Consider the following 23,750-nt stretch of genomic DNA (forward strand, 5'->3'; position numbering starts at 1 on the left):
AGGGGTGCGTGCTACGCTCGCAGGCGTGACCGCCCCCGCCGCCATGCCCCCCGTCACGGCCACCTCCCAGCGCCCCGAACTCACGGCCCAGGGGCTGACCAAGAGTTATGGGCGGCGTCCGGTGGTGCGCGGAGTGGATTTCACGGTGCGGCCCGGCGAGATCGTGGCCCTGTTCGGGCCCAACGGGGCGGGCAAGACCACCACCTTCTATATGCTGGTGGGCTTTATTCGTCCGGGGGGAGGCCGCATCATGCTGGGCAGCCGCGACGTGACCCGCATGCCCATGCACGAGCGGGCGCGGATGGGCTTGGGCTACCTGCCGCAGGAGCCGAGTGCCTTTCGCAAGCTTTCCGCCCGCGACAACCTGCTCGCCATCCTGGAATACCAGGGCCTGCCGCGCGCAGAGCAGGAGGCCCGCGCCGACGCCCTGCTGGCCGAGTTTGGCCTGACGCATTTGCGTGGCAACCTGGCCTACCAGCTTTCTGGGGGTGAGCGCCGCCGCCTGGAACTGGCCCGCGCGCTGACCACCGATCCCGACTACCTGCTGCTCGACGAACCCTTTACCGGCGTAGATCCCAAAAGCATCCGGGAGATTCAGCGCCTGATCCGCGAACTGCGGGACCGCCGCGGAATAGGCGTCTTTATCACGGACCACAACGTGCGCGAGACCATCGCCCTGACCGACCGGGTGTACCTGATGTTCGACGGTGAGGTGAAGTTCTCGGGCACGCCGGCCGAGTTCGCGGCGGACGAGGACGCCCGGCGGCACTACCTCGGCGAAGACTTCGAGCTGTAAGCGGGGAAAGGGGGAGCTGGCGGCGTGCTGTGGCTGTTTTTGCCCTTTGTGGTGATTTTGTCGGGGGTCGTCGCCTATGCGGCCGATACCATCGCGCGCAAGGCGGGGCGCAAGCACCTGCGCTGGTTCGGCCTGCGGCCCAAGAGCACGGCGCTGCTCGTGGCAGTGCTGTCGGGCATGGGCATCAGCGCGGCGAGCCTGGCCGCCTTCTTGCTGCTCAACCACTCGGCCGTGAACACCATCGCGCAGGCCGACCAGTTGCGGCCCCAGATCAATGCCCTGCGCGATGAGGTGAAGGCGGTGCAGCGTGACCTGAACGGCGTGCAGCGCGAGCGTGACACGGCCCGCCGGGAAGCCGGAGTCTTGCGTCAGGAACGCGAGGTGGCCCAGGCGGGGCTGATTCAGGCCACTGGAGATCTGAAAGCGGCCCAGGAGGCGCGAGACACGGCGCAGCGGCAGGCCCAGACCCTGCAGGCCCGTGTGACGGAACTGACCCGGCTCCGGGAGACGCTGGAAAAACAGGCCGAGGAGAGCCGCAAGAGGCTGGCGCAGTCGGAGGCAGATCTGGGCGCGAGCCGGGAACGGGCCCGCGTGCTGGGGGGCCGGGTCCAGGCCCTGGACGCGCAGCTCGCGGCCCTCGACAACCGCGCCGCACAGGCGGAGGCCCGCGCAGGGGAAGCGGCGCAGCGGGCCGCCCAGGCAGGGACGCGGGCGCAGGAGGCGCAGGCCCGGGTCACGAAACTCGACGAGCAGGTGCAGGTCCTGGAACGCTCGCGGCGGGAGGTGCTGGGGCAGCGTGACGTCCTGGCCCGTGAGCGCGACGCAGCCCAGACCGCCCGGGATCAGGCTGTGCGGGCGCAGCGGCAGGCCGAGACAGCCCGCGCGGGCGCTGAGGTGCAGCGGGCCTCGGCCCAGCGCGAACGGGACCGACTGGCGGGGGAGCGCAACCGTCTGGCAGCCGAGCGCAACCGTCTGGCGGCCGAACGCAACCGCCTCGCCGCTGCCCGGGACCGGCTGCAGGCCGAGCGCGACGCGGCGGCCCGGTCCCGTGACGCCGCCGTGCGCGCCCGCGACGCGGCCACCCAGGCGCAGCAGGCGGCCACCGCCGCGCGGGACGCGGCCGTGAGAACGCGGGACGAGGCGGTGCGCGCCCAGCAGGCGGCAGCCCAGGCGCAACGCACAGCCACCCAGGCCCGTGACGCAGCCACCCAGGCCCGTGACGCGGCCACCCAGGCCCGTGACGCGGCCACCCGCGACCGAGACGCGGCCCTGAGCGAGCGGGACCGGGTGCGCGGTGAGATTGCGGCGCTGCGCAAGCAGCAGGCGACCCTGACCCAGGCCAACGCGGACCTGCGCAAGGCCAATGAGTCGCTCGCCAGTGACCTCGCCACCACCCGCAAGAGCCTGGGCAAGTTGCAAGACGAGTATTCCAGCGCCCGCACCGAACTCAGCGCCAGCCGCAGCGCAGACCTCGCCTTTCTCAAAAATGACTTCGTGTACGCGGGCGTGGTGCCGGGGGTACGCAACCTCGACACCTTCTTGCAGGGGGCGGCCTCAGCGGCCACAGGCCGGGGCGCGGGCGGCGCTCCGGCGGCGCGCCTGAGTGCCCCGGCCCGCTCAGCGCTGGAAACCAAGCTGCGTGGCCTGAACGCCAGTACCTTCGTACAGTGCCGGGCAACCAGCAACACGGTGGTGGGCACGCCGGTGGACCTCTCCTGCGACGTGCGGCCCAACCGGGTACTGTACCGGGGCGGGGTGCCCATCCGCCGCGCGGCGATCACCCTGGGCGGAGACACCCGCGCCGTTCAGGCCCAGGTGCAGAACCTCGTGCAAGACGCCGTGGTGGACCTGACCGCCAAGGGTGTGCCGGGCGAGTACATCACCAACCAGGGCCTGGACGTCAACGAGTTCGTGGACCTGCTCACCCAGCTCTCGGCCCGCTCGGGACCCAGCGCCACCGTGGGCATCGCTGCCCGCGACGACGTGCGGCCGGGCAGTCGGGTGGACCTCTACCCGGTCTTTCCCTGAGCCTGGTTTTTCTTGCGCCTGACCGCTCCATCAGGTGCGGCTGACAGGCGGCCGCTATCCTGTCCCCATGCGTCCTCTTGCCCGGTTCCTGCTGCTGCCCCTGCTGCTGGGGAGTGCGGCGGCCGCTCCCATCAAGATCGAATTCTGGCATGCGATGGAAGGCGTGCAGGGCACGGTGGCAGGGTACGCCCAGGCCTTCAACCGCGCGCAGTCGCAGTATGAGGTGGTGCCGAGATCGGTGGGCAACTACCGCGAACTGCTGCCGCAGCTTCAGGCCGCTGTCAAGGCAGGCAAGGCTCCGGCCCTGGCGCAGGTGGAATTTACGCAATTTCCCCGGCTGGTGGCGGACGGGGCGCTCGCGGACCTGACGCAGGAGGCGGCCGCGCTGTCCAGCGACCTCCTGCGGGACCTGTACGCCCCGGTGTGGCGAGCGGGAGAGGTGGGGGGCAGGCGTTACGGGCTGCCCTGGAACGTCTCGGTTCCGGTTTTGATGTACAACGCAGGTACACTCAAACGTGCGGGGGTCGGTGCGCCGCAGACCTGGGCCGAGGTGGAGGCCGTGAGCCGCAAGCTGGCGACGGGCGGACGTCAACCCCTGGTGGCGGCGGCAGACGCCTGGACCTTTGAGGCGAACGTTACCTCGCGTGGAGGCAGCCTGGTCGTGAATGGTAAGCCCAACCTCAACGGGCCGGAAGCGGTGGAAGCCCTGACGCAGATGTCGCGCATGACCTCCGCCGGACTGGCCCAGCCGCGCAACCTGTCGGAAGCCGTGCGCGCCGCCTTCGACTTTGCGCGGGGGCACAACGTCTTTGTGCCCGCCAGCGTCGCCAACTGGACCGACGCGCGCAAGCTGCCGTTCTTTCAACTGGGCATCGCGCCCTTTCCCTGCGAGAAGGTGGGGACCTGCACCGTGCCCCTCGGCGGCGCGCACCTCGTCGTGCCAAAGGGCGCTTCGGCCAGCCAGCAGGCCGGGGCGGTCGCTTTCTGGCAGTTCCTGATGGATCCGGCCCGCCTCGCCGACTGGGTGAAAACCACCGCCTACGCGCCCCCCCGCCGCGCGGTGACGCCACTGTTGGGCGACTGGTACGCCAGAAATCCGCAGCTGAAGGCCGCCCATGCCCAGCTTGAGCGCGCGGTGCCCCGGCCCACCGCCCCCGATTACGGCGAGTGGACGGGCTACCTCGAAGAGGCCATCGCGGCGGCCACGGGCGGCAAGCAGAGCGCCAAGGCCGCCCTGGATGAGGCGCAGCGAAGGGCGGCGCGGTAGGGGAGGGGCCAAAGGCAAAGGCGCAGCACCCAAAGAAAAAGGCCGCCCGGTGGAGGCGGCCTTTTTCTTTGGGTGGGAACAAACTCAGCCCTTCACGGCCCCTGCCGTCAGACCCGAGACGATGTTGCGCTGGAAGATCAGCACGAGGGCGATCAGCGGCACCGTCACCACGATGCTCGCGGCCATGATCGGCCCCCAAGGTTGCTCGTACTGCGACGCACCAGAGTAGTTCGCAATCACCACGGGCACCGTGCGGTTGCTGCTCATAAACGTCAGCGCGAACAGGTACTCGTTCCAGGCGTTGATAAAGGCCAGCAGCCCTGTGGTCACGAGTGCGGGCATCATCACCGGAAACAGCACCCGGAAGAGGGTTTGCAGTGGCGAGGCGCCGTCCACCAGCGCGGCCTCCTCCAGTTCACCCGGAATGTCGCGGACGAAGGAAGTCAGCACCCACACTGTAAAGGGAATGGTAAAGATCAGGTAGCTGAAAATCAGGGCGATGGGGTTGTTGTAGGTGTTGGTGGCCCGCACCAGCGTGAACAGCCCACCCAGCACGGCAATCTGCGGAAACACGCTGACCGCAAGAATGATGTACATGATCAGGCTCTTGCCCCGGAACTTGAACCGTCCCAGCGCATAAGCTGCAAAGGATCCAAACAGCAGGCTGACCAGCACCGAGAAGACGGCGACCAGGAGGCTGAACGCCAGGCCGCGTTGAAAGCTGGAATTGGCAAACACCTGCGCGTAGTTGCTGAGGGTTGAGGGCGCGCGCACGAAGTCCAGGGGCTGCAAAAAGAGGTCGCCCGAACGCCGGAAGCTGGTCAAGACCGCCCACACAAAGGGAAAGAGCAAATAAAAGGCGATGACGATAACGAGCAGGTAAAACAGGCTGCGCTGAAGGAAATACAGGGCGGGGTTGGTGCGTCTCAGGTTCATGGGGCCTCCTCAGTCGAATTTCACGCGGAAGGCGGTCACGTACATCACCACGATCACCATGATGATGAGGAAGATGGCGACGGCCACGGCGCTGCCCATCCCGAGCAGGGAATTGTCGATCATGGCCTGCCGTGCGTAGCCCGTCATGGAGGTGCTCGACGCGTTGACGGGCCCCAGCATCACGTACATCACGTCAAAGACACGCAAGGCGTCCAGGCTGCGAAACACCAGGGCCACCAGCAGGGCGGGGCGCAGCAGCGGCAGCGTCATGCGCCAGAACTGCGTCCAGCGGCTCGCGCCGTCCATGTCGGCGGCCTCGTACATGTCGCCCGGCAGACTCTGGAGCCCTGCAAGAATCAGCAGGGCCATAAACGAGGTGGTCTTCCACACGTCCACCGCGATCAGGGCCCAGATGGCACTGTCGGTGTTGGCAAGCAGCGCTTGGCCGCCCAGCAGACCGCGCCCCACCAGCCCAAACGAGTCGTTGTACATATAGGCCCACATCTGCGCGCTCACCACCGTGGGAATCGCCCAGGGAATCAGCATGGCCGTGCGCAGAAAGGTACGGCCCTTAAAGGCGCTGTTGACCACCAGCGCGATGATCATGCCCAGGACCGTTTCCAGAAAGACGCTGACCACCGTAAACAGCATCGTGTTCTTGACTGCCATCCACCACTTGGGGTCCTGCAGGAAGCCCAGGGCGATTCCCTCATCACTGACTGACCAGAAATTGCCCAGACCCAGGAACGTGCGCTGGTCAGGCGTGGTGAGGTTGGCGTCGTACAGCGAGTAGAAGATGGTGCGGTACAGCGGATAGCCCGCCACCAGCGCGATGGCGATCAGGGTGGGCAGCAGCAGCCAGAAGGCCTGGCGGGCCCGCGTCGCCTCGATGCCGCGCCGACGGATTGGGGCCGTGGTGGGGGGAGTGGTCTTGGTGGTCATGATGTGCCCCTTGTGGAGTTGCGCTGTGTGGTTGCGGTGGCCCGGCCGGCGGGAGGCGCAGCGGCCGGGAAGCGGACGGAGGCGAAGCGGGCGGGCGAAGGCTCCCGACACCAACAATAAAAGAGGGGAGCCGTCCATGGATCGGACGGCCCCCAGAAGATGCTCAGGTGCCGGAGGAGGCCGGTACCCGTCCGTCTGTGCTTACCAGCCACGCCCCTTGATGCGGGCGAGGTCGGTGGCGAGCTTGGCGACGGCGGCCTGACCCTTGCTCTGGCCGTTCAGCACGCTGCTCACGGTGGTGCTGAAGGCCTGTGAGACCTGGTTGTACTTGCCCTTGGTAGGGCCGGAGGGGCGGGCCACCGCGCTGGTGAAGACGTTGTACAGGCTGCCGAAGAAGGGCACGGCCTTGAGCACGTCCTTGTCCTTGTACAGCGCGGGAAGCGTGGGGTTGTACGAGCCCTGGATCGCGCGAATCTTCTGCTCGGCAGGGCCGGTAAGGTAGCGCACGAGGTCGATGGACGCCGCCTGGTTCTTGGAGTACTGGCTCACGCCAAGTTGCCAGCCGCCGAGGGTCGCCGCGTTGCGCGCGCCGCCGCTGGGCAGGGGAGCCACGCCGATCTTGCCCCTGACCTTGCTGCCCTCTTCCTGACCGCGCGCCCAGGCGTAGGGCCAGTTCCGCATGAAGGCCGCGTTGCCCGCCTGGAAGATGCCGCGCGCCGCTTCCTCGTCGTAGGTGGTGATCCCGGCGGGGCTGATCGACTTGACCCAGCTCGCCGCCGTATCGAGGGCCTTGGCCGCCTGGGCATTGTTGATGCTGATCTTGCCGCTGTTGTCCACGATGGTGCCGCCGCCAAAGCTGGCAATCCACTCCAGCGCGTCGCAGGTCAGGCCCTCGTAGTTCTTGCCCTGGAAGACGAAGCCCGTGAAGGCCTTGTTGGCCTTCTGCTCGCCGTCCTGAATCTTCTTCGCCATCAGGGCGAGTTCGGGCCAGGTCTTGGGGGCACTGGTGAAGCCGTACTTCTTCAGCAGGTCGGTGCGGTAGTACAGGACGCCCGCGTCGGTAAACCAGGGCATCGCCACCAGCTTGCCGTTCACGGTGTCGGCCTCAATGATGGCGGGGAAGTGCGCACTCACTTCACCCGCAGGAACCTTGCCCTTCAGGTCGACGAAGTGCTCGGACAGTTGACCGGGCCACACCACGTCGAGCTGGTACACGTCGATGTCGCTGCTCTTGGCGGCCAGCTGCTGTTGGTACAGACCGAGGCGGTCATTGGTCAGGGCAGGGCTTTCAAAGATCTTTACGGTGTTGCCAGTCTTTTTGGCCCAGCGCGCTGAACCTTCCTTACAAAGTTGCAGCTCGATACCGACGGTGCCGCACGCCAGCGTGACGGTGACGGCTCCGGCCTGGCTGGCAGCGGCGAGAACAGAGGTGATGCCGATCAGGGCAATGGCTTTCTTCATGAATCCCCCTTGAAGGCCCCGGTGGGCCAGTGTGGTTGTATACGGAAGCGTTTCCAGATGAAGCTGAGATTGCGGTGATCAGAGGCTACACCGGGGCCCTGAAGCTGTCAATCTTTACCGGTAAAGAAAGAGCTGTAGACGGGAATTCTGCCTGGACAACTCCTTCCGATTGAAAGGCCTGGGCCCTTCGAAACAAAGAGTCGGGAGGAGATTCAAAAATGGTCACCGGGCTCGGGAGCGCTATTGCGGCGGTCGGTAGCTGGCGTCGCGGGTGCCCGAGCCACCCCGGACCAGGTGGCCTCCCAGCACCAGGTGGCGCAGGGCCCGCCACGCCTGCTGGGCGCTGACGCCGCAGGCCTCGCGCAAGTCGCAGTTGCGCACCACGCCGCGTTCGCGTGCCAGCGCCAGGGCGACGGCCCGGATCTCGGCAGTGTTGGGACCGGTGTCGGAGGCCACGCGGGCGACGCGCGGCGAGCGGACGGATACAGGGGGAACGGGTACAGGGGCGGCTGGGACCGGTGGGGAAAACGCAACGTCTGCCGGACGCGCTTCGCGGGGAAGCTGCGCCTGCCCCCGCCCCAGCGCCCGGCACACCTCCTGCGCGAGGGTGTAGGCGATGCCCCGGCCCACCCCGGAGCGGGCGATCAGGCCGTGTTCCTCCATACCGCGCAGCAGCCTTGGTGTGCGGTCCTCGGGCAGTTGCAGGGCGCGGGCCAGGTGGGCGCGGGTGGCCTCGCCCTCGCGCGCGAGCAGCGACAGCACGATCAGCACGTCGAGGGAGAGGGTCTGCATCTCTTCTTGCTTGCGGGCCACGAAGCGCACAAAGTCGGCGTCAAAGCCCGGCGAGTGCAGCGCGACCGTCACGGCATCGGGGTAGGTGGTGTACTCCGGCGGTTCCTTGCCGTGCCGCAGCAGCAGGCCGTACATCTTGTCCACCCCCACCCCAGCGCGCTCGACGAGCCCCAGCCGCGCCAGCACTTCCGCCAGCAGCGGGTTGCGGCGCTTGGGCTGGTGGCGCAGGATGTTGCCCGGCGTGATGCCCCCCGGCAGTCCACCCGGATTCATGATTTCCAGCCGGTCTGGGTAGTGGTGGACGTGTACGGCGTCGCGCAGGGTGTAATCGCGGTGGGTCAGGGCGTTGAGCAGCGCCTCTCTGTAGACCGACTCGTCCTGGTCCCAGACTTCGATGCGGAACAGACCGACCTGCACTGGAGTGAAGCGGTTGCGGGCCTGAATCAGCTCGGCCAACCGCGTCAGCAGCGCGGGAATGGGCTTCAAGAGGTCTTCCCGGAACTGAAATTCCACGTCGCTGCTCTGGTGGTGGTAGAAGCAGACCTCCGCCTGCGGCACATGGGCCCGCAGCGCCGCACCCGTTCCTGCGAGCAGGATGGCGGCCAGCGTGGGCCGCAGCGCGCCCTGGGACGGCAGAATCAAGCCCAGCTCGCGCAGGAAGTCGAGGTCCGGCAGGTGGCCCAGGCCGCCGCGCTGTCCCAGCCCCCGCAGCCGCGCCACCTCGTGCGGATCGAGGTCCGCCAGCGAGGCGTCGGGCGGCACCACCGCCGTATAGTCCTGCTGGGGGGTGGGCTCGCTTGTGGCGGGCGTGACGGGGACGAGGTGGGCTCCGTCCCAGGCGAGCACTGCGCCGTCGGGGGCGGCGAGCACGTAGGGGGCCTGGGGTACGAACACGGCGAGCACCTTCGCGCCGCCCGGTTGGCGGTGGTGCTGCACGTTTACGGTCAGCCGTCCCCCCGACAGCTCGAAAATCGCGTGGGTGACCATCAGGGGATGCAGCTCGGCAGCGTCCCGCTCGGCGGAAGATTCGGCCCCACCCGCGCCTACCAGGACCGTGCCTCCGCGCGCATTGGCCAGCCCCACCGCGTACCGGGCGAGGTCCTGCGGAGTGACGGCCAGCGGCAGATGCACGCACGATGGCCCGGGTGGAGGCAGCACGCCCAGCGGAGAGATGGCGTCGGGGGAAGTCACAGGGCAGAAGTATAGGCGGGGGGGCCTGGCCAGTCGCCGTGAGCGGCTTGGGCGACCAGCCAGTACCGCTCCAGCCGTACACTTCGGCCCTCCCCGCTTAGCCACACGGGCGCGGCGCGTCCCCCGCAGCACGGCGGCCTGACCGAACGCCGCTCCCCCCTTTCCGCGGCCTGCCCCAGCCTCGCTCGGGGTACGGTCAGGGCGTCCTCGCGGCGCTCGCCCTCCCCGTTATGGGCGGCGTGGGCAGGGAGGCCGCAGGGGGCGACCCACCGCCGCATGGCCTGCGCTGCCCGCAGATTGTCGCCATGCGGCTGCGGCCAGCCCCCCGGATTCCGCCCGGTGGCGGGCCGTGTTGTCACCCGCGCTGAGAAAGGCGGCGCGCTGGCCGGGGATCAGGGAGAATGGACGACCACACCCACGTTGAGCACCTGCATGTTCGTGAAGCGCAAGGCCAGCTTGAGGCGCTGTCCAGGCCGGAACTCGCCGCTGACGACCACGCGGTAGGGCGTTTCCGGCCCCAGTTGCAGCACGCCGGAGAAGGGCACGGTCTGCACCGTGGTGCAGCGCGGCTGGCATTTGAGCAGCCGCGCGCGGCCCTGCGGGCTCCAGACGCCGGTCAACTCGTTTGTCGTGCCCGCCGTGACGCGGCCCACGAGCATTGCCCCAGCAAAGGTCGGGTGCAGGTCCACCTGCGCGGTCGGTGGCCCGGCCGCCAGCGCCGCCCCCAGCAGCAGGGGCAGCAGCCGGGCCAGCCGGGGAAGGGTCATGCCCCCGCCCCCACTTCTTCCGCTCCGGCCTCCTCGTCCTCGGGGCCTTCGCCCGGCGCGTCCACGTCGGTCTTCATCAGTTCGCGCAGGACGCTGGTGGCAAAACTGCCCTTGGGGAGGGTGAAGCTCACGGTGTAGCCGTCCTCCTCGGGCCGCACCCCGGCGTCGGCCGCAAACACGCGCGTCAGGCGACGGTCACCGCGGCGCGAGGCGAAGACCTCGGGACTCAGGCCAAAGGCCCCCAGGGCCTCGCGCTCCAATTCGCCCGCTTCCAGCGTCAGGGGTTTGGCCTTCTTGCCAAACAGTGTGCCCGTGGCGCTGACCTCGCCGCGCGCTGCCCGGAGAGATTCCGCCTCTGGGTCCTCGACGAGAAAGACGCCGCCAGTGTCGTGCTTTTTGGCCATGTCACCCGCCAGCAACTGGTCGAAGAGGCGGCGCGCGAGGCGCAGGCTCAGGAACCGGTTGAACACCACGCTCTGCACCGAGGTGGTCAGGAAGCGGCGAACGCGGGGATCACGCAGCCGCGACTCGCCGCGCAGCACCCGCAATCCTTCCTCGGCGTTCAATCCGCCCATCCCGAAGCGTTGCGGCCCAAAATAGTTGGGCACGCCCCGCGTGAGCAGCTGGGCCAGCGTGGCCTCGGCCTGCGGCGCCGTTCCCGCCGCCTCACGCACCCGCACCGCGAAGCGGTTGCCGTGCAGATGCCCCAGGCCGAGCTTGTTGCCGTGCCGGACCGCCTGCAACACGCGCACGCCGTCCATCTCGAATCCGGCCACGCGGCTTTCAAACTTTGCGGGCACGCTGATCCACTGCGTGGTGACCGCATGCCTGTCTTTCAGGCCCGCCACACCCACGTCGCGGTCGCGCACCCCGAACTGCAGGCCGAGTTCCCGCAGGACATGGGCGGTGGTGTGCCCGGTCTTTTCGAGCTGAAGGAAAAGGTGTTCGCCCTCGCCGGAAAGCGGATAGGCGGGCACCTCCTCTACCCGGAAGTCTTCGGGAAGCGTGCGAAGACGTCCGCCCGTTCCGGGCGTGTCCGTCAGGGCTTGGAGGGCCGACCACTCGAACACCAGATTCACGTTAAAAGCCACCATACGCCTCCACGCCCGGAGAGGCGTGAGAGGCCGTCAGGGGTGGAGGGGGGCCCGGCGTCACCCCGATCAGTTCAGCACCCGGGTACCCGCGTAGCGCTGCGGCGTCCAGTCGGCGCGAAACAGCCGGGCCTGTTCAGGGGTCCGGGCGGGAACGTACCACACCCGCACGCCGCTGTGCTGCTCGCCCAGGGGCAAAAAGGCGCTCTGTCCCCGGTCCAGCGTGTTCAGCCGCCGCCCATTCTCTGTTCGGACCGGCAGCCAGGCGTTCAGGTCCGCTGGGGACCAGCCCGCCAGCCACAGCGCCTGGCCCGAGACGTTTTGCAACTGCGCGCCCCGCTCGGTCACGGTCACGCTCAGGTCCGGCCACTCGGGCAGTTGCACCGGGGCGAAGCGCAGCTCCAGCCCTGGGGCCCGCCGCGCGGCCGGCAGCGAGAACAGGGCGGCCGAGAGCAGTCCGCCCAGCCCGGCGAGGCTCGACGTCAGCGCGAGGGCCAGCGAAAGCCCGCCGCTCCCGTGCAGCGCCGCCAGGGAGAGTGCAGCCAGGCCGAACACCACACCCACCGTGGGCCACGCCCAGCCGGGACGAGCGCGTGCCGGGCGGTAGGCCAGCGGCCAGAACTCCGCGAACAGCAGCATGGCTGCGCCCAGGCCAAACAGCGCGTCGGCTTCGGTCAGCGGCGTGGCCCACAGCAGCGCCACGCCCGGTACCGCCCACCACGCCATATGGGGCGTGAGCCGACGCCGCGCCGCCCACGCCACCCGCAGCAGCCAGTACCCGGCGATCAGCCCGAGGGCGAGCGCATAGGCCGGGGTGATGGAGGCGATGGGTCCCGCTTCACTCACGAAGCTGTTCTCCCCTGGGTTGCCCCTGCCGCGCCACCTCGAAGGCGAGGTGCCCGAGCTCATTGCGCAGCAGTCCCTCCCAGGCGGTCCGCACGGCGTTGAGACTGCCGGGCAGCGCGAACAGCAGGGTATGTCCGGCCAGGCCACCGACCGCGCGCGAGAGCATGGCCGCGCCGCCGACCTCGCGGTAGCTGAGCATGCGGAACAGCTCGCCGAAGCCCGGCAGCGGTTTGGTGATCAGCGATTCGACCACGGGCACCGTGACGTCGCGCCCAGTGATGCCGGTGCCGCCGCTGGAGATCACCACCTCGGCCACGCCCATCAGCTCGGTGAGGGTGGCGCGGATGCTCGGCTGGTCGTCGGTCACCACGCGGTAGCCCACGACCTCGTGCCCCGCCACCCGCAGCTCGGCCAGCAGGTACCCACCGCTCTCGTCGGTCTCGGGCGTGCGGGTGTCGCTGACCGTCAGCACCGCCACCCGCACGGACCGGGGCGCTTCGGCGTGGTGGACGGTGGTGGTGGCCGCAGAGGGGGTGAGGTCCGTCATGGAGTCACGATACGCCCGGAAATGGGGGAGTAGAGGTGGATGGGGTCACGGTCCGGTTCGGCTTTCGTTTGGGGACTTTGGACTGGGAGAAGATAAGGTGGGCGCGCCGCGCCACATTTCGCCCCTATACTCTTTGATTGTGAAGTCCATCGGCCCCTACGTGGCCGCCCGGGAATTGACCGGGCAGCGGCCCCTCAGCGTGGTGCGGACGCTGCATGCCACCGATCGCCTCACGGGGATGCCGGTGCTGCTGCACGTGCTGCCCCACCCGGTGCCGCTCCCCGCCCTGCCCGCCGACCCCGCCCTGCTCGCCCCGAGCGACGGCGGCATCACGGGCGAGACGGCCTACCTCCTGACCGAGTTGCCGCCCCATGCCCGGCCCGCCACCGATCCCACCCTGGCGGCCCGGGGAGGACTGCGCGCCCTCGCTGCGTTGCACGGAGCCGGGCTGACGCACGGTGGCGTCAGCAGCGCGCAGCTGTGGGAGGTGGACGGCCGCGTGGTGCTCGTCGGTGCGGGCCTTCCATGGGGCGGCGAGTCCTCGCCCGCCGCCGATCTGCGTGAGCTGCTCGTGGCGCTGGAAATGCTGGGTGGGGTGCCCCCGGCCCTGCAGCGTGTGGCGCTGGACGACACCTCAGCCCGGGAACTGCTGGAAAGCTTTGACGCGGTGCCTGCTGGCCCGGCCCCGGTCCTCGGATCCTTGCCCCCCACCCGTGAGGCGCCCACGTCCCGTCCCGCGTCCACCGCTCGCCCGCCCGCGCTGGTCACCCTCCCCGACCCCGAGCCCGCTCTCCCCGCCCACGACGGCTCTCCCATCGTCCTTAGTGGCGCGCTGGCCGATACCCTGTGGAACGCGGAAAACGCGCCAGCCAAGCCGCCGGCACCGCCCCCGCCTGCGGTGGAGTCGCCCTTCACGCCCGATACCCTGATGGAGGACTCGGCCCTGCTGGTGGTCACGCCCGCCCCTCCCGCTCCTGCACCGGTGGGGCGCTCGGACCCGCCGCCTGGCCCAGCCGAACGAGAGCTGCTTGCCGGGGACCAGGGCAAGCTGCCAGAGGACACCCACCGGGTGATCCGCGCCGTGGGGGAGGGCGCAACCGCGCCGCAGGTGGCCGTGGGCAGCGCCCGCACCGCCGCCCGGCGGGTCGGCGGCGAGCCGGTCCGCATCGTGTGGAACCCCGACGGCACCCGGCGGGTGGTCAAGGAAGGGGTGGGCGGGCCGCCCCCGCCCCGGCGTTACGGCCCCGCCCGGTTCCCGTGGCCACTGTTGGCTGTGCTGGCGCTCCTGCTCGCGCTGGGCGGAGGCTTCTGGGCCTGGAAGACGCGCGCGTCCGTCTCTCCGTCCCGCCCGGTGACCCTCACGCCGAGCGCTTCCCGGTGCTGCCCGGTGACCTTCAAGGTCAGCGGCAACGCGGGCGTACCCGTGCGCCTGGAGGCCGTCTCGACCCCAGCTGGCACGGGGTGGAAGCGCGGAGACAAGATCGGGCGTGCGCCCGGCACCGTCCGCCTCCCGCAACCGGGAACGTACGTCCTGCGCGTCTCGGCCCAGGGCTACCGCCCCGTCACGGTGACGGTTCAGGTGCCGGAGGACGCGGTGGTGCCCATCGGGCTGGCGCCCTGAGCCGGAGGAGGGACAGGGGCAGAGGGCCGGGAGAGAATTCGCCGTCCCCTGCCCCCTGCTCAGCCTGCCCGGACATCTGCCCGGCTCCACATGACACAATCGGGCCCGTGAGTGTCGTCATTCTCGACTTCGGCAGCCAGTTCACGCGCCTGATCGCCCGGCGCTTTCGCGAACTTGGCGCGTACAGCGTGATCTTGCCGGGCAATGCCAGCCTGGAGCGCATCGCGCAGGAAAATCCTCAGGGCATCGTGTTGTCGGGCGGGCCCAGCAGCGTGTACGACGCTGCGGCCCCGCGCCCCGCACCCGGCGTGCTGGACCTCGACGTGCCGATCCTGGGCGTGTGCTACGGCATGCAGTACCTCGCCCACGAGGTAGGCGGCGACGTGAAGCGCGCGGGCAAGCGCGAGTACGGCAAGGCGGACCTGACCCGTTACGGTGGACAGCTGTTCGCGGGCATTCAGGGCGAATTCGTCGCCTGGATGAGCCACAGTGACTCCGTGACGCAGCTGCCCCGCGGCTATGAGGTGATCGCCGAGACCGAGGACACCCCCGTCGCGGGCATCGAGAACCCGGTCACCCGGCGCTACGGCGTGCAGTTCCACCCGGAAGTGGTTCACACCCCCAAGGGCGGGCAGATGCTGGCGAACTTCCTCGAGATCTGCGGTGTGGCGCGCGACTGGAACGCCGAACACATCATCGACGAGCTGATTGAGGGCGTGCGCGCGCAGGTGGGCGAGGGCCGGGTGCTGCTCGCGATCAGCGGCGGGGTGGATTCCTCCACGTTGGGGTTGCTGCTCGCGCGGGCCATCGGCGAGAAACTCACCGCCGTGTTTATCGACCACGGCCTTTTGAGGCTCGGCGAGCGCGAGCAGGTGGAGGCGGCGCTGCGGCCTCTGGGCGTGAATCTGGTGACGGTGGACGCCCGCGCTGAATTCATCGGGGCCCTCTCGGGCGTCTCGGACCCCGAACAGAAGCGCAAGATCATCGGGCGCGAGTTTATCCGGGCCTTCGAGCGGGAGGCGCGCGAGTACGGGCCCTTCGATTTCCTCGCGCAGGGCACCCTCTACCCGGACGTGATCGAGTCGGCGGGCGGCGAGGGTGCGGCCAACATCAAGAGCCACCACAACGTGGGTGGCCTGCCCGAGGACCTGGCCTTCAAGCTCGTCGAACCCTTCCGCACCCTCTTCAAGGACGAGGTGCGGGAAATCGCGCGCCTGCTCGGCCTACCGGACCACATCCGGATGCGTCACCCCTTTCCGGGCCCGGGATTGGCGATTCGCTGCCTGGGCGCAATCAGTGAGGAAAAACTCGACATTCTCAAGCGGGTGGACGACATCTTTGTCTCGGGGCTACGCGAGTTCGGGCTGTACGACGGTTGTAGCCAGGCGCTGGCGATCCTGACGCCCATCCAGTCGGTCGGCGTGATGGGCGATGAACGCACCTATTCGTATACGGCGGCGCTGCGGGCCGTGACCACCGACGACTTCATGACCGCCGAGTGGGCCAGGCTGCCCTACGACTTTCTCGCCACCATGAGTAACCGCATCGTCAACCAGGTCCACGAGATCAACCGGGTCGTCTACGACATTACCGGCAAGCCGCCTGCCACCATCGAGTGGGAGTGAGGCTGCGGGGGCCACACCGTTTCTCAATCCAGCCCCGCCCTGCCCGCGGCGACGATTTAACATGGAGCGGTGCGTGGCATGTTCAAGAAACGATCTCCGGCGCCTGACCCTGAGCCGCTGCGAAAGACCGCTGCGGGACACACCTCCGTGGAGCAGACCTCCGGGAGCCGGACCGCGGTGGGCCAGACGGCCGTGACCGCGCCGGACCGCGCCATACCCGAGCGGCGGATGCGGGTTGGGGACCGCTTTACCCAGGCCCTGGAAGAAGCGCTGGCCGGGCGGCCCTACCAGATCATGCGGCACGTGCAGCTGCGCGGTTTTCATGCCTTGACGCCCGAGGGTGAGCTGGCCCGGCGCGGCTGGGTCAAGGTCGATTACCTGGTAATCGCCCAGTTCACCCGGGTACCGGTGGTGGCGATCCGCCTGACCAACGTGACCTACGGCCGCGACCGCCGCCAGTCTCCCGAGCGTGAGCGGTACACCAGCCTCACGGGCAACAGCATCATCACCGTGCTGGACCTCGATCCCCACGTCCTGCTGGGCCCGGGGGCCCTGCTGCCGGTGTTGCGCCCGCACCTCTCGTAAGGGGCAGGTCAGATCTTGAGCAGCCCGTGGGGCGGGGTCGACCCGTCCCCAGCGGTCTCAGGGGACCCAGTCCACCGAAAGCGTTCGCGCAGGAAGCGGCCCTGCGTCAGCACCCGGTCCGCCGCCTCATGGTCGAGGCGCAGCGCGTCCTGTACGCCCTGGTCCATCAGGGCCAACTGCTCGCCGAGCAGCGCCTCGGGGTTCAGGCCCTGGGCTTCGAGCTGCCGCCGCGCGCCACCCTGCAGGTTGACGTAGCCGCGCAACGTCTCAGGCAGGTACTCGCCCTGCGTCTGCGCGATGATGTACCGGCTACGGGCATCGAGCGAGGCGGGGGCGTCGGCCAGCCGGGACAGCAGGGCCAGCGCCGCCGAGCGCTGGGGTTCGGGGAGCTGCAGGGCCAGCACGGGGGCGGCGTGGGGATCGGCCACAGGCACGGCCGGGGGGAGCAGGGGACGCTGCGCCTCGGCGAGAAGCCGCTTCTCGCGCAACACCTGAATCCTGTTGCGCCCCGAGACGTGAATGATGCCCATCACCCCGCCGAAAATGCTGCCGAAGGTGGCCAGAATGATCAACACCGCTTCTTCCAAGAGCTGTCCTCTCCCTTCCCGCCCTGCCCGGACTTCACGCGTCATCTGAGCATACCGCGTGCGGCCCGCGCGTCCTCCTTTAGAAGGGGGCGGGGAAGAGGAGCGGACCGGTGGCGCGCAGGATCAGGTGTCGCCCGCAGGGTCCCCCAGCGCTTTGCCCTGCTGCAGGGTGACCTGGGCCCGCTGCTGGAGCGAGGCGGGGTCCGTGCCGTCGACGGGAAAGAGGGCCACGCCCACGGACGCTGTGACCCTCAGCGCCTCTCCGCTGACCTCAAAGGGCGCGCCAAACACACCGAGAATCAGGGCCGTGACCCCGCGTGCATCGCTCCCACCGGGCAGGTCCTCCACCAGCACCATGAACCCGTCGCCTGAGCGCCGCGCCACCGTGTTGGGGGGACGCACCACGTCCTGAAGTCGGGCGGCCACCTGCGTGAGCAGGGCGTCGCCCGACGCGCGGCCATATCGCCCGTTCACCTCCGTGAGGGAGCCGATGTCCACGAGCAGGAGCGCGAAGGGCGCGTGCGTCGCCCGGCTGCGCGCCACCGCCTGACGCAGCCGGTCGTCGGCCAGCAGGGCCGTGGGCAGGCCAGTCAACCCGTCGAAGGGTGCGGCCATCTGCGGTTGTTCCCGGGCGTGCCGCAGCCCCTCCAGCGCGGCCATCGCCTGAAATGTGAGGGCTTCGAGCCACGCCACCTCGTCATCGCTGAAATCGCCGGCCTGGGGGGTGTGGATAACGGTGAGGGTGCCGTACACCGCGCCGTCCAGGAGCAGCGGCAGCACCACGATGCCGCCGCACTGGGTCTGCTGCCGGCGCGCCTGCACCGCCGGGCTCTCGCGCGGGTCGAGGTAGTTCGCGGGCGACACCGCGACCCGGCGCTCTCGCAGGGCCCAGCCGGTCAGGCCACCCTGCAGTTCCTCCCAGTCGGGCCGCTGCACGTACCGCGCGCCCGGCCCCGCCACCAGAAAATGCCGGACCAGCTCCGCTTCCGGGTTGAGCGTGATCAGAACTGCCCGGTGAACCCCCAGGAGTGTGGTGGGGGCGCTGACCACCCGGTGCAGCACGTCGTCTTCAGAGCCCGCCTGGGTCAGGGTCCTGGCCAAGTCGTACAGCGCCTGGGTCCGCAGGAGCGCCTGACGGGCGAGGGCGAGCACGCGCGTGGGACCGTCCATGGTGCTCCCATGATGCACCCTGGCCCTCTGGACTTCAGCTGTCCGCGTGCTCGGGCATACTCGCGGTCACCGCCGGGTCTACCCCGTCCTCGAAGCGCCCAAAGTTGTCGCGGAACATGCGGGCCAGCTTGCGGGCGGTGCGGTCATAGGCTGCGCTGTCGGCCCAGGCGCCGCGCGGGTTGAGCACCTCCGCGGGCACGCCGTTCACCGCCGTCGGGATTTCCAGGCCGAAGAAGGGCTCGCGGACAAAGGCCGCGCTGTCCAGCGCACCCGAGAGCGCAGCGTGAATCAGGGCGCGGGTATGTCGGATGCTCATGCGCGTGCCGGTGCCGTACTGACCGCCGCTCCAGCCGGTGTTGACCAGCCACACCCGCGCGCCGCTTTCCCCGATCTTGCCGGCCAGCAGCCGCGCGTACTCGCCGGGGTGCCGGGGCATGAAGGGCGCGCCGAAGCAGGTGGAGAAGGTGGGGATGGGCTCAGTGACGCCGTCCTCAGTGCCGGGAATCTTGGCTGTAAAGCCGCTGATGAACTGGTACATGGTCTGTTCAGGCGTCAGGCGGCTTAGCGGCGGCAGCACCCCGAAGGCGTCGGCGGTCAGGAAGATAATATTCCTGGGGTGCCCGGCGCGGCCCTCGGGCACGCTGTGGGCGATCTGGGTGATCGGGTAGGCGCTGCGGGTGTTCTCGGTGAGGGAATCGTCGTCGAGGTCCGGCGTGCCGTCGCGCCGCAGCACCACGTTTTCCAGCACCGTACCGTAGGTCTGCGTGGTGCGGAAGATGTCGGGTTCGGCTTCCGGGTTCAGGCGCACCACCTTGGCGTAGCATCCGCCCTCGAAGTTGAAGATGCCCGCGTCGGTCCAGCCGTGTTCGTCGTCCCCGATAAGGCGGCGGCTGGGGTCCGCCGACAGGGTGGTCTTGCCAGTGCCCGACAGGCCGAAAAACAGCGCCACATCCCCCTCGTCGCCGACATTGGCCGAGCAGTGCATGGGCATCACGCCCAGGGACGGCAGCAGGAAGTTCAGCACCCCGAAGATCCCCTTCTTGTTTTCGCCCGCGTACTCGGTGCCGCCTACCAGGATCATGCGGCGGCTGAAGTTCACCAGAATGAAGGTGTCGCTGCGCACACCGTCCGTCTCAGGATCTGCACGAAAGGAAGGCAGGTTCAAGACGGTCCAGTCCGGCTCGAACTCGGCCCGCTCGGCGTCGCTTGGCCGCACAAACATGTTGCGGACGAACAGCGAGTGGTAGGCCATCTCGGTCACGGCCCGCACGCCGAGGCGGTATTCGGAGTCTGTCCCCGCGAACACGTCCTGTACGAACAGCTCGCCTCCCGCCGCGTGGGCGGTCATCTTCGCCAGCAGCCGGTCAAACACTTCCGGCGAGGCAGGTGTATTGAAGCCGCCCCACCACACCTGATCGCGCGTCAGCTCGTCCTCGACGATAAACCGGTCTTTGGGGCTGCGGCCCGTCTTGTTGGTGTGGACCGTCAGCGGCCCGCTGGCCGACTGAACGCCCTCGCCCAGCCGCAGCGCCGCTGCGTACAGCTCATCGACGCCGAGGTTGTGGTGCACGGTTGCATTCTGGATACCAAGTTTTTGCAGCAGGGGAGTTCGGGTCAGGCTCATGCAGAAGGTTCCTTCCTTACGGGTCGGGCCCGCGAGCGGGGATCATGTCTAGAGGTCTAGAGGTGCTGAGACCCATCGTGGAACAGGAACCGGTTCCAAGCCAACCCTCTTGTTGTCACGCTGGGGGAAACAGTCCAGCCGACCGGAACACCGTAAGCGGAGCAACAAAGCTCGCCGCTGCGAAACAGGGCCGCGAAAAAAGGAGGCAGGAGCGCGGCGGCCCTGCCTCCCCAGCTGCGGGAGCCTCAGCGAACAGGGCGGCCCTGGGGATCCACAACGCGCACGTCGCGGTAGATCCCCGGAACGCGGATGACCGTCCAGGGAGTCGTGAGGGCCTGCGTCGTAATGCTGCCCGCTCCGGGGGCCTGAAGGCTTACGGTGACGGTGAGGATGCCGCCCTGGGCGCTCACGTCGGTTACCCCGACGCTGTAGCCGCCCGTCGAGCGCTGACCCAGGAACACGCCCACCAGCGTTTCGTTGCCCGAGAGGGTGGGGACGGAGGGAATTCCGGTCTGCCGTCCGTAGGCCAGACCCAGCAGGGCGCGGGCCGCCGCCTGGGTGGTCGCCACCTGCACATCGGCTTCGGTCACGCTGGCGTTGGTACCGCTGGCGACTTGGCTGAAACTCACGCGTCCTCCGGGGGTGGGAGTGGGGGCAGGCGAGGTCACGCCGCCCAGGGCAGAAACGGTGAGGATGCCCGGCAGGACATACAGCGCCGTGCGGCGGTATTCACTCGGGGCGGGTTCCACGGTCAGGGGTCCGTCCGGCACCTCGCCCTCGTTTAGCACGGCGACGGCCAGCGGTCCCTGCCCCAGCAGGGCGCTCCCGAGCGCCTCGGCCTCGTCCACGGTCAGGCGGCCGGCGTCGCGCAGGCCCGTCACGCCTGTGCCGCGCACGCCCCGGCCCGAGGTCCCGTTGAGGCGGGTCCAAGTGCGGCCGTCCGTATAGTAGATGGCCTGCACCCCGTGACTGAAGTTCACGTCGAAGAGACCCGCCGTGTCGCGGACCAGCGACAGCTTGGGCGGCAGCGCTGATGTGGGCAGCCGGTAGGTGGCCTTGCCATTCACGCTCAGCGTTCCGGGCACCGCGAGGCGGTCTTGGACCTGGGCGCGCAGGTCCAGCGCCGCGCCGCCGAGTTTGACGCTGCTCGCCGTGCCGGACCCCATGTTGCCGTAGATCCAGGCGATACGCTCCTGGGTTCCGCCGTAGAGCAGCGCCTCGTGGACGCGCAGTTGGCCGCTACCGGTCATGCTGCAGCCTGAGAGAAGGGCCGCGCTCAGGGCAAGCGCGGCGGTCAGGGTTTTGTTCATGGGGTCAGCTTAGGCATGGGGGCTGACCCTGGACTGAAGCTCGCCTTGATGAAACGCACAGAGAGGGGGGCGGGTTCACGGCCGGATGGGGCGTGTCGGTGGGCCAGGAGATTTTCGGGCAGGGGCACCCGTCGCGGTTCTCCCCACTCCGGCCGGGGCAGGGGAAAGCAGCGCTGCGCCCGGCGAAGACCGTGGGAAGTGCCGATAGGCTCGGCTCCCTCGCGTGCGTGAAGGCGTGGCTGTGCGCGCGTGCAGTTCAAAGAGGCCCGTGCGCTGCGCGTGGGGCGGCCTGGGAAGGTGGGGTGAGGCGGCCGACTCTCTTTCCCGGCGACGCGCAGCGCTCGGCAGGGAGAGAGGGCCTGGCGCAGCCAGAGGTGACGGGCACAGCCCGAACAGAGGGGGCCACCCCATCACCTCCGTCCTCACACCCCGGCCGCAGGCGGCGTAACGTCAGGGGAACCGCCCGGCGCTTCCTCGCCCCCCCCGATCTTCGCCGTGAGCAGCAGCGCCAGCGCCAGCAGGACGGAGCCCGCGCCTGCCCCGAGGGTGGCCGAGGGGCCCATCCGCGAGTAGAGCTGGCCGGTGGCGAGTGGGCCCACGGCCTGGGCAAGTTCGCCCATCGCCTGCGCGCCGCCCTGCACCCGGCCCTGTTCGCCTGCTGGAATCGCCAGTGACAGCAGGGTGGAGAGGCAGGCGGAAAAGACGCCCTCGCCCAGAGAGAAGACGAGCACGCTGAGGTAGACGAGGGCCGCGACGGGTTTCAGGGGCACCAGCGACAGGCCCACCATGCCGATCAGGCCCACGCCCAGGCCCAACTGCCCCAGGCGGCGTTCGCCGAGCAGGCGGATCAGGTGCGGCAGCAGCACGCCCTGCATCACGATATCCACCACGCCCGACACCATGAACACGGTGCCGATCTGTGCTGGGCCCCAGCCCAGGGTGTCGCGGACGGTCAGCGGGAGGACGATCTGCATCAGCGAGAGGGGCAGGGTGAACAGCACGCTGACGCCAACGAGGCGGCGCACCACCGGACGCTGCAAGGCGTGGCCGAGCTGCAGGAAGGGATTGAGATGCGTGGCGTCGAAGTGCCGGTTGCGCTGATCCCGGGGCAGGCTCTCGGGCAGGACGAAGTGGCCCCACAGCAGGTTGACGAGGGTCACGCCCGCCGCCACAAAGACCGGGGCACTCAGCCCAAAGCGGGACAGGAACCCGCCCAGTGCCGGACCGACGATCATGGCCGCGCCTACCGTCGCGCCGATCATCCCGAAGACCTTGCCCCGGTCCTCCTCGTCGGTGGAATCGGCAATGTAGGCCATCAGCGCGCCCATCGCACCTGAGGTCAGGCCCTCGATGACGCGGCCCAGAAACAGCACCGTCAGGCTGCCGCCGATGCCAAACAGCAGGAAGCCCAGCGCGCTGCCCAGCAGGCTGAGCATGATGACGGGCCGACGCCCAAAGGCGTCGCTGACCGCGCCCAGCACCGGGGCGGAAAAGAACGATACCAGCGCGAACACGGCGGCCAGGCCCCCGATCACCGCGCCCTGCTGAGTCGCGTCGGGCACGTACCGCGCCACCAGAAAGGGCAGCACGGGAAACACCAGCGACATGCCGATGCCGAAGAGAAAGGTGGTGACGAGCAGGAAATAAATCGGAGGTGTCTGAGGCGCCTTCATGGAGCGCAGCGTAGGGCGAGGGGTGGGGAAGGCTCTTGTAAAAATGCGACGCCCTGCGTAAAGGGCTCAGCGGGGCACCCAGCCTTCCAGCGGCGTGTCCTCCAGACGCCGGGCTGAGAGTTCGGCGAAGGCGCGGGGGGTCATCAGGGTGAGGGCCCTGAACTCCTTGATGAGGTGCGCCTGATCGAAAAAGCCCAGATCGAAGGCCAGATCTGCCACCGAGGTATCGGGAGCCTGACGGATGCGGAAGTGGGCCTCCTCGAAGCGCACGAGGCGCGCGAGGGTCTTGGCGCTCACCCCCACCTGTCCTGCGAACAGCCGCTCCAGTTGCCGAGGACTGAGGTTCAGCTCCTCGGCCAGATCGGCCACACGGACCTTGCCCAGTGCGCGGTAGATCCGCTCGGCGGCCTCCACGCCCTTGCCCGCCTCCGCGGCATGCCCGTTGAGCAATGACAGCAGCCAGGCCTCCAGGACCTGCCGGGCCGCTTCCCACTCGCCCAGTTCCAGGAGGGCCACAATTTCTCGGCCCGCAGAGGTGCCCGAAACGAGCGCGTCCAGCTCGGCCTGCGGCGTCGCGGCGTTCCAGCCCAGCAGTTGACGCGCGCCCCAGGGGTACAGTTCGGCCACAAGCGCCCGCACCTCACCCAGTACCACAGAGGGCTGGGGTTGCAGAATCAGGCCCGACAGGGTGGCGGGCGGTGCTTTCACCCAGGACTGCCCCACCTGCCGCCAGCTGTGCCCGGTAGCGAAGGTCAGCCGGATGGAGCGCTCGGGCAGGGTGTGGTGCTGCTCGTGGTGGTCCAGCACCACCTCGTCCATCTCCCAGTAGTCCTGCACCAGCCCGCGCAGCCGGGCGTCCGGGGCATAGTTCCTGAACCGCACCCCTTCACT

Annotated in this window: 20 protein-coding genes; 6 read left to right on the plus strand and 14 right to left on the minus strand. The window is 69.0% G+C overall.

Going from position 1 to position 23,750, the window contains the following annotated elements; all coding sequences use genetic code 11:
- Positions 1–25: 25 nt before the first annotated feature.
- The 3 genes from lptB to B9A95_RS18495 all read left to right on the plus strand — a co-directional run bounded on the left by lptB (position 26) and on the right by B9A95_RS18495 (position 4,091).
- On the plus strand, positions 26–796 hold the full coding sequence (gene lptB / locus B9A95_RS18485; protein WP_084048635.1) for an LPS export ABC transporter ATP-binding protein: 771 nt from the start codon (positions 26–28) through the stop codon (positions 794–796).
- A 24-nt stretch (positions 797–820) separates the two neighbouring features.
- Complete coding sequence (locus B9A95_RS18490; protein ID WP_084048636.1) at positions 821–2,824, plus strand: DUF3084 domain-containing protein; 2,004 nt, start codon at positions 821–823, stop codon at positions 2,822–2,824.
- Between the two features lie 67 nt (positions 2,825–2,891).
- Positions 2,892–4,091, plus strand: coding sequence for an ABC transporter substrate-binding protein (locus B9A95_RS18495; protein ID WP_084048637.1), 1,200 nt, complete (start codon positions 2,892–2,894; stop codon positions 4,089–4,091).
- Positions 4,092–4,175: 84 nt separating this feature from the next.
- Here the strand turns inward: B9A95_RS18495 and B9A95_RS18500 are convergent, their stop codons facing one another.
- The 8 genes from B9A95_RS18500 to B9A95_RS18535 all read right to left on the minus strand — a co-directional run bounded on the left by B9A95_RS18500 (position 4,176) and on the right by B9A95_RS18535 (position 12,664).
- Positions 4,176–5,027 (minus strand): carbohydrate ABC transporter permease, encoded by an 852-nt coding sequence (locus B9A95_RS18500; RefSeq protein WP_084048638.1) that lies wholly within the window; start codon positions 5,025–5,027, stop codon positions 4,176–4,178.
- Between the two features lie 9 nt (positions 5,028–5,036).
- Positions 5,037–5,969: a carbohydrate ABC transporter permease gene (locus B9A95_RS18505; RefSeq protein WP_084048639.1), complete on the minus strand. Its 933-nt coding sequence runs from the start codon at positions 5,967–5,969 to the stop codon at positions 5,037–5,039.
- A gap of 201 nt (positions 5,970–6,170) precedes the next feature.
- Positions 6,171–7,430, minus strand: coding sequence for an ABC transporter substrate-binding protein (locus B9A95_RS18510; RefSeq protein WP_084048640.1), 1,260 nt, complete (start codon positions 7,428–7,430; stop codon positions 6,171–6,173).
- A 240-nt stretch (positions 7,431–7,670) separates the two neighbouring features.
- On the minus strand, positions 7,671–9,413 hold the full coding sequence (locus B9A95_RS18515; RefSeq protein WP_084048641.1) for an AlbA family DNA-binding domain-containing protein: 1,743 nt from the start codon (positions 9,411–9,413) through the stop codon (positions 7,671–7,673).
- Positions 9,414–9,805: 392 nt separating this feature from the next.
- Positions 9,806–10,180, minus strand: a complete 375-nt coding sequence (locus B9A95_RS18520) for a hypothetical protein (protein WP_084048642.1) — start codon at positions 10,178–10,180, stop codon at positions 9,806–9,808.
- Positions 10,177–11,274: a tRNA pseudouridine(13) synthase TruD gene (gene truD / locus B9A95_RS18525; RefSeq protein WP_084048643.1), complete on the minus strand. Its 1,098-nt coding sequence runs from the start codon at positions 11,272–11,274 to the stop codon at positions 10,177–10,179. Before truD ends, B9A95_RS18520 begins: the two co-directional genes overlap by 4 nt.
- Positions 11,275–11,340: 66 nt before the next feature.
- Positions 11,341–12,117, minus strand: a complete 777-nt coding sequence (locus B9A95_RS18530; RefSeq protein ID WP_084048644.1) for a hypothetical protein — start codon at positions 12,115–12,117, stop codon at positions 11,341–11,343.
- The gene (locus B9A95_RS18535) at positions 12,110–12,664 is read right to left on the minus strand and encodes a MogA/MoaB family molybdenum cofactor biosynthesis protein (protein WP_084048645.1); all 555 of its coding nucleotides are present in this window, start codon (positions 12,662–12,664) and stop codon (positions 12,110–12,112) included. The genes B9A95_RS18530 and B9A95_RS18535 overlap by 8 nt, the downstream gene beginning before the upstream one ends.
- A gap of 139 nt (positions 12,665–12,803) precedes the next feature.
- Between B9A95_RS18535 and B9A95_RS18540 the strand changes: the two genes are divergently transcribed.
- The 3 genes from B9A95_RS18540 (at position 12,804) to B9A95_RS18550 (ending at position 16,495) form a co-directional block, all read left to right on the plus strand.
- On the plus strand, positions 12,804–14,285 hold the full coding sequence (locus B9A95_RS18540; RefSeq protein WP_170928707.1) for a PEGA domain-containing protein: 1,482 nt from the start codon (positions 12,804–12,806) through the stop codon (positions 14,283–14,285).
- 107 nt (positions 14,286–14,392) lie between these two features.
- The gene (gene guaA, locus B9A95_RS18545) at positions 14,393–15,910 is read left to right on the plus strand and encodes a glutamine-hydrolyzing GMP synthase (protein WP_084048647.1); all 1,518 of its coding nucleotides are present in this window, start codon (positions 14,393–14,395) and stop codon (positions 15,908–15,910) included.
- Positions 15,911–15,988: 78 nt separating this feature from the next.
- Positions 15,989–16,495 (plus strand): hypothetical protein, encoded by a 507-nt coding sequence (locus B9A95_RS18550; RefSeq protein WP_084048648.1) that lies wholly within the window; start codon positions 15,989–15,991, stop codon positions 16,493–16,495.
- Between the two features lie 8 nt (positions 16,496–16,503).
- Here the strand turns inward: B9A95_RS18550 and B9A95_RS18555 are convergent, their stop codons facing one another.
- The 6 genes from B9A95_RS18555 to B9A95_RS18580 all read right to left on the minus strand — a co-directional run bounded on the left by B9A95_RS18555 (position 16,504) and on the right by B9A95_RS18580 (position 23,741).
- Entirely contained in the window at positions 16,504–17,127 is a 624-nt protein-coding gene (locus tag B9A95_RS18555) for a hypothetical protein (RefSeq protein WP_084048649.1), read from the minus strand.
- 78 nt (positions 17,128–17,205) lie between these two features.
- Positions 17,206–18,252 (minus strand): sensor domain-containing diguanylate cyclase, encoded by a 1,047-nt coding sequence (locus tag B9A95_RS18560; protein ID WP_084048650.1) that lies wholly within the window; start codon positions 18,250–18,252, stop codon positions 17,206–17,208.
- A 34-nt stretch (positions 18,253–18,286) separates the two neighbouring features.
- The gene (gene pckA / locus B9A95_RS18565; protein WP_084048651.1) at positions 18,287–19,876 is read right to left on the minus strand and encodes a phosphoenolpyruvate carboxykinase (ATP); all 1,590 of its coding nucleotides are present in this window, start codon (positions 19,874–19,876) and stop codon (positions 18,287–18,289) included.
- Between the two features lie 245 nt (positions 19,877–20,121).
- The gene (locus tag B9A95_RS18570; protein WP_084048652.1) at positions 20,122–21,186 is read right to left on the minus strand and encodes a protease complex subunit PrcB family protein; all 1,065 of its coding nucleotides are present in this window, start codon (positions 21,184–21,186) and stop codon (positions 20,122–20,124) included.
- 422 nt (positions 21,187–21,608) lie between these two features.
- Positions 21,609–22,859 (minus strand): MFS transporter, encoded by a 1,251-nt coding sequence (locus tag B9A95_RS18575; RefSeq protein ID WP_084048653.1) that lies wholly within the window; start codon positions 22,857–22,859, stop codon positions 21,609–21,611.
- Between the two features lie 66 nt (positions 22,860–22,925).
- Positions 22,926–23,741 carry an AraC family transcriptional regulator gene (locus tag B9A95_RS18580; protein ID WP_139806879.1) on the minus strand — a complete coding sequence of 272 codons (816 nt, stop codon included), beginning with the start codon at positions 23,739–23,741 and terminating at the stop codon, positions 22,926–22,928.
- Between the last annotated feature and the right edge of the window lie 9 nt (positions 23,742–23,750).

Source organism: Deinococcus hopiensis KR-140, assembly GCF_900176165.1.
GTDB classification, from domain to species: Bacteria; Deinococcota; Deinococci; order Deinococcales; family Deinococcaceae; genus Deinococcus; species Deinococcus hopiensis.

Bases quoted from the DNA above. Each gene is read 5' to 3' on its own strand.
- truD (WP_084048643.1), bottom strand. From the start codon at position 11,274: ATGGTGGCTTTTAACGTGAATCTGGTGTTCGAGTGGTCGGCCCTCCAA.
- B9A95_RS18510 (WP_084048640.1), bottom strand. From the start codon at position 7,430: ATGAAGAAAGCCATTGCCCTGATCGGCATCACCTCTGTTCTCGCCGCT.
- B9A95_RS18520 (WP_084048642.1), bottom strand. From the start codon at position 10,180: ATGACCCTTCCCCGGCTGGCCCGGCTGCTGCCCCTGCTGCTGGGGGCG.
- B9A95_RS18535 (WP_084048645.1), bottom strand. From the start codon at position 12,664: ATGACGGACCTCACCCCCTCTGCGGCCACCACCACCGTCCACCACGCC.
- pckA (WP_084048651.1), bottom strand. From the start codon at position 19,876: ATGAGCCTGACCCGAACTCCCCTGCTGCAAAAACTTGGTATCCAGAAT.
- B9A95_RS18500 (WP_084048638.1), bottom strand. From the start codon at position 5,027: ATGAACCTGAGACGCACCAACCCCGCCCTGTATTTCCTTCAGCGCAGC.
- B9A95_RS18560 (WP_084048650.1), bottom strand. From the start codon at position 18,252: ATGGACGGTCCCACGCGCGTGCTCGCCCTCGCCCGTCAGGCGCTCCTG.
- B9A95_RS18555 (WP_084048649.1), bottom strand. From the start codon at position 17,127: ATGACGCGTGAAGTCCGGGCAGGGCGGGAAGGGAGAGGACAGCTCTTG.
- B9A95_RS18505 (WP_084048639.1), bottom strand. From the start codon at position 5,969: ATGACCACCAAGACCACTCCCCCCACCACGGCCCCAATCCGTCGGCGC.
- B9A95_RS18495 (WP_084048637.1), top strand. From the start codon at position 2,892: ATGCGTCCTCTTGCCCGGTTCCTGCTGCTGCCCCTGCTGCTGGGGAGT.
- B9A95_RS18550 (WP_084048648.1), top strand. From the start codon at position 15,989: ATGTTCAAGAAACGATCTCCGGCGCCTGACCCTGAGCCGCTGCGAAAG.
- B9A95_RS18570 (WP_084048652.1), bottom strand. From the start codon at position 21,186: ATGAACAAAACCCTGACCGCCGCGCTTGCCCTGAGCGCGGCCCTTCTC.
- B9A95_RS18575 (WP_084048653.1), bottom strand. From the start codon at position 22,859: ATGAAGGCGCCTCAGACACCTCCGATTTATTTCCTGCTCGTCACCACC.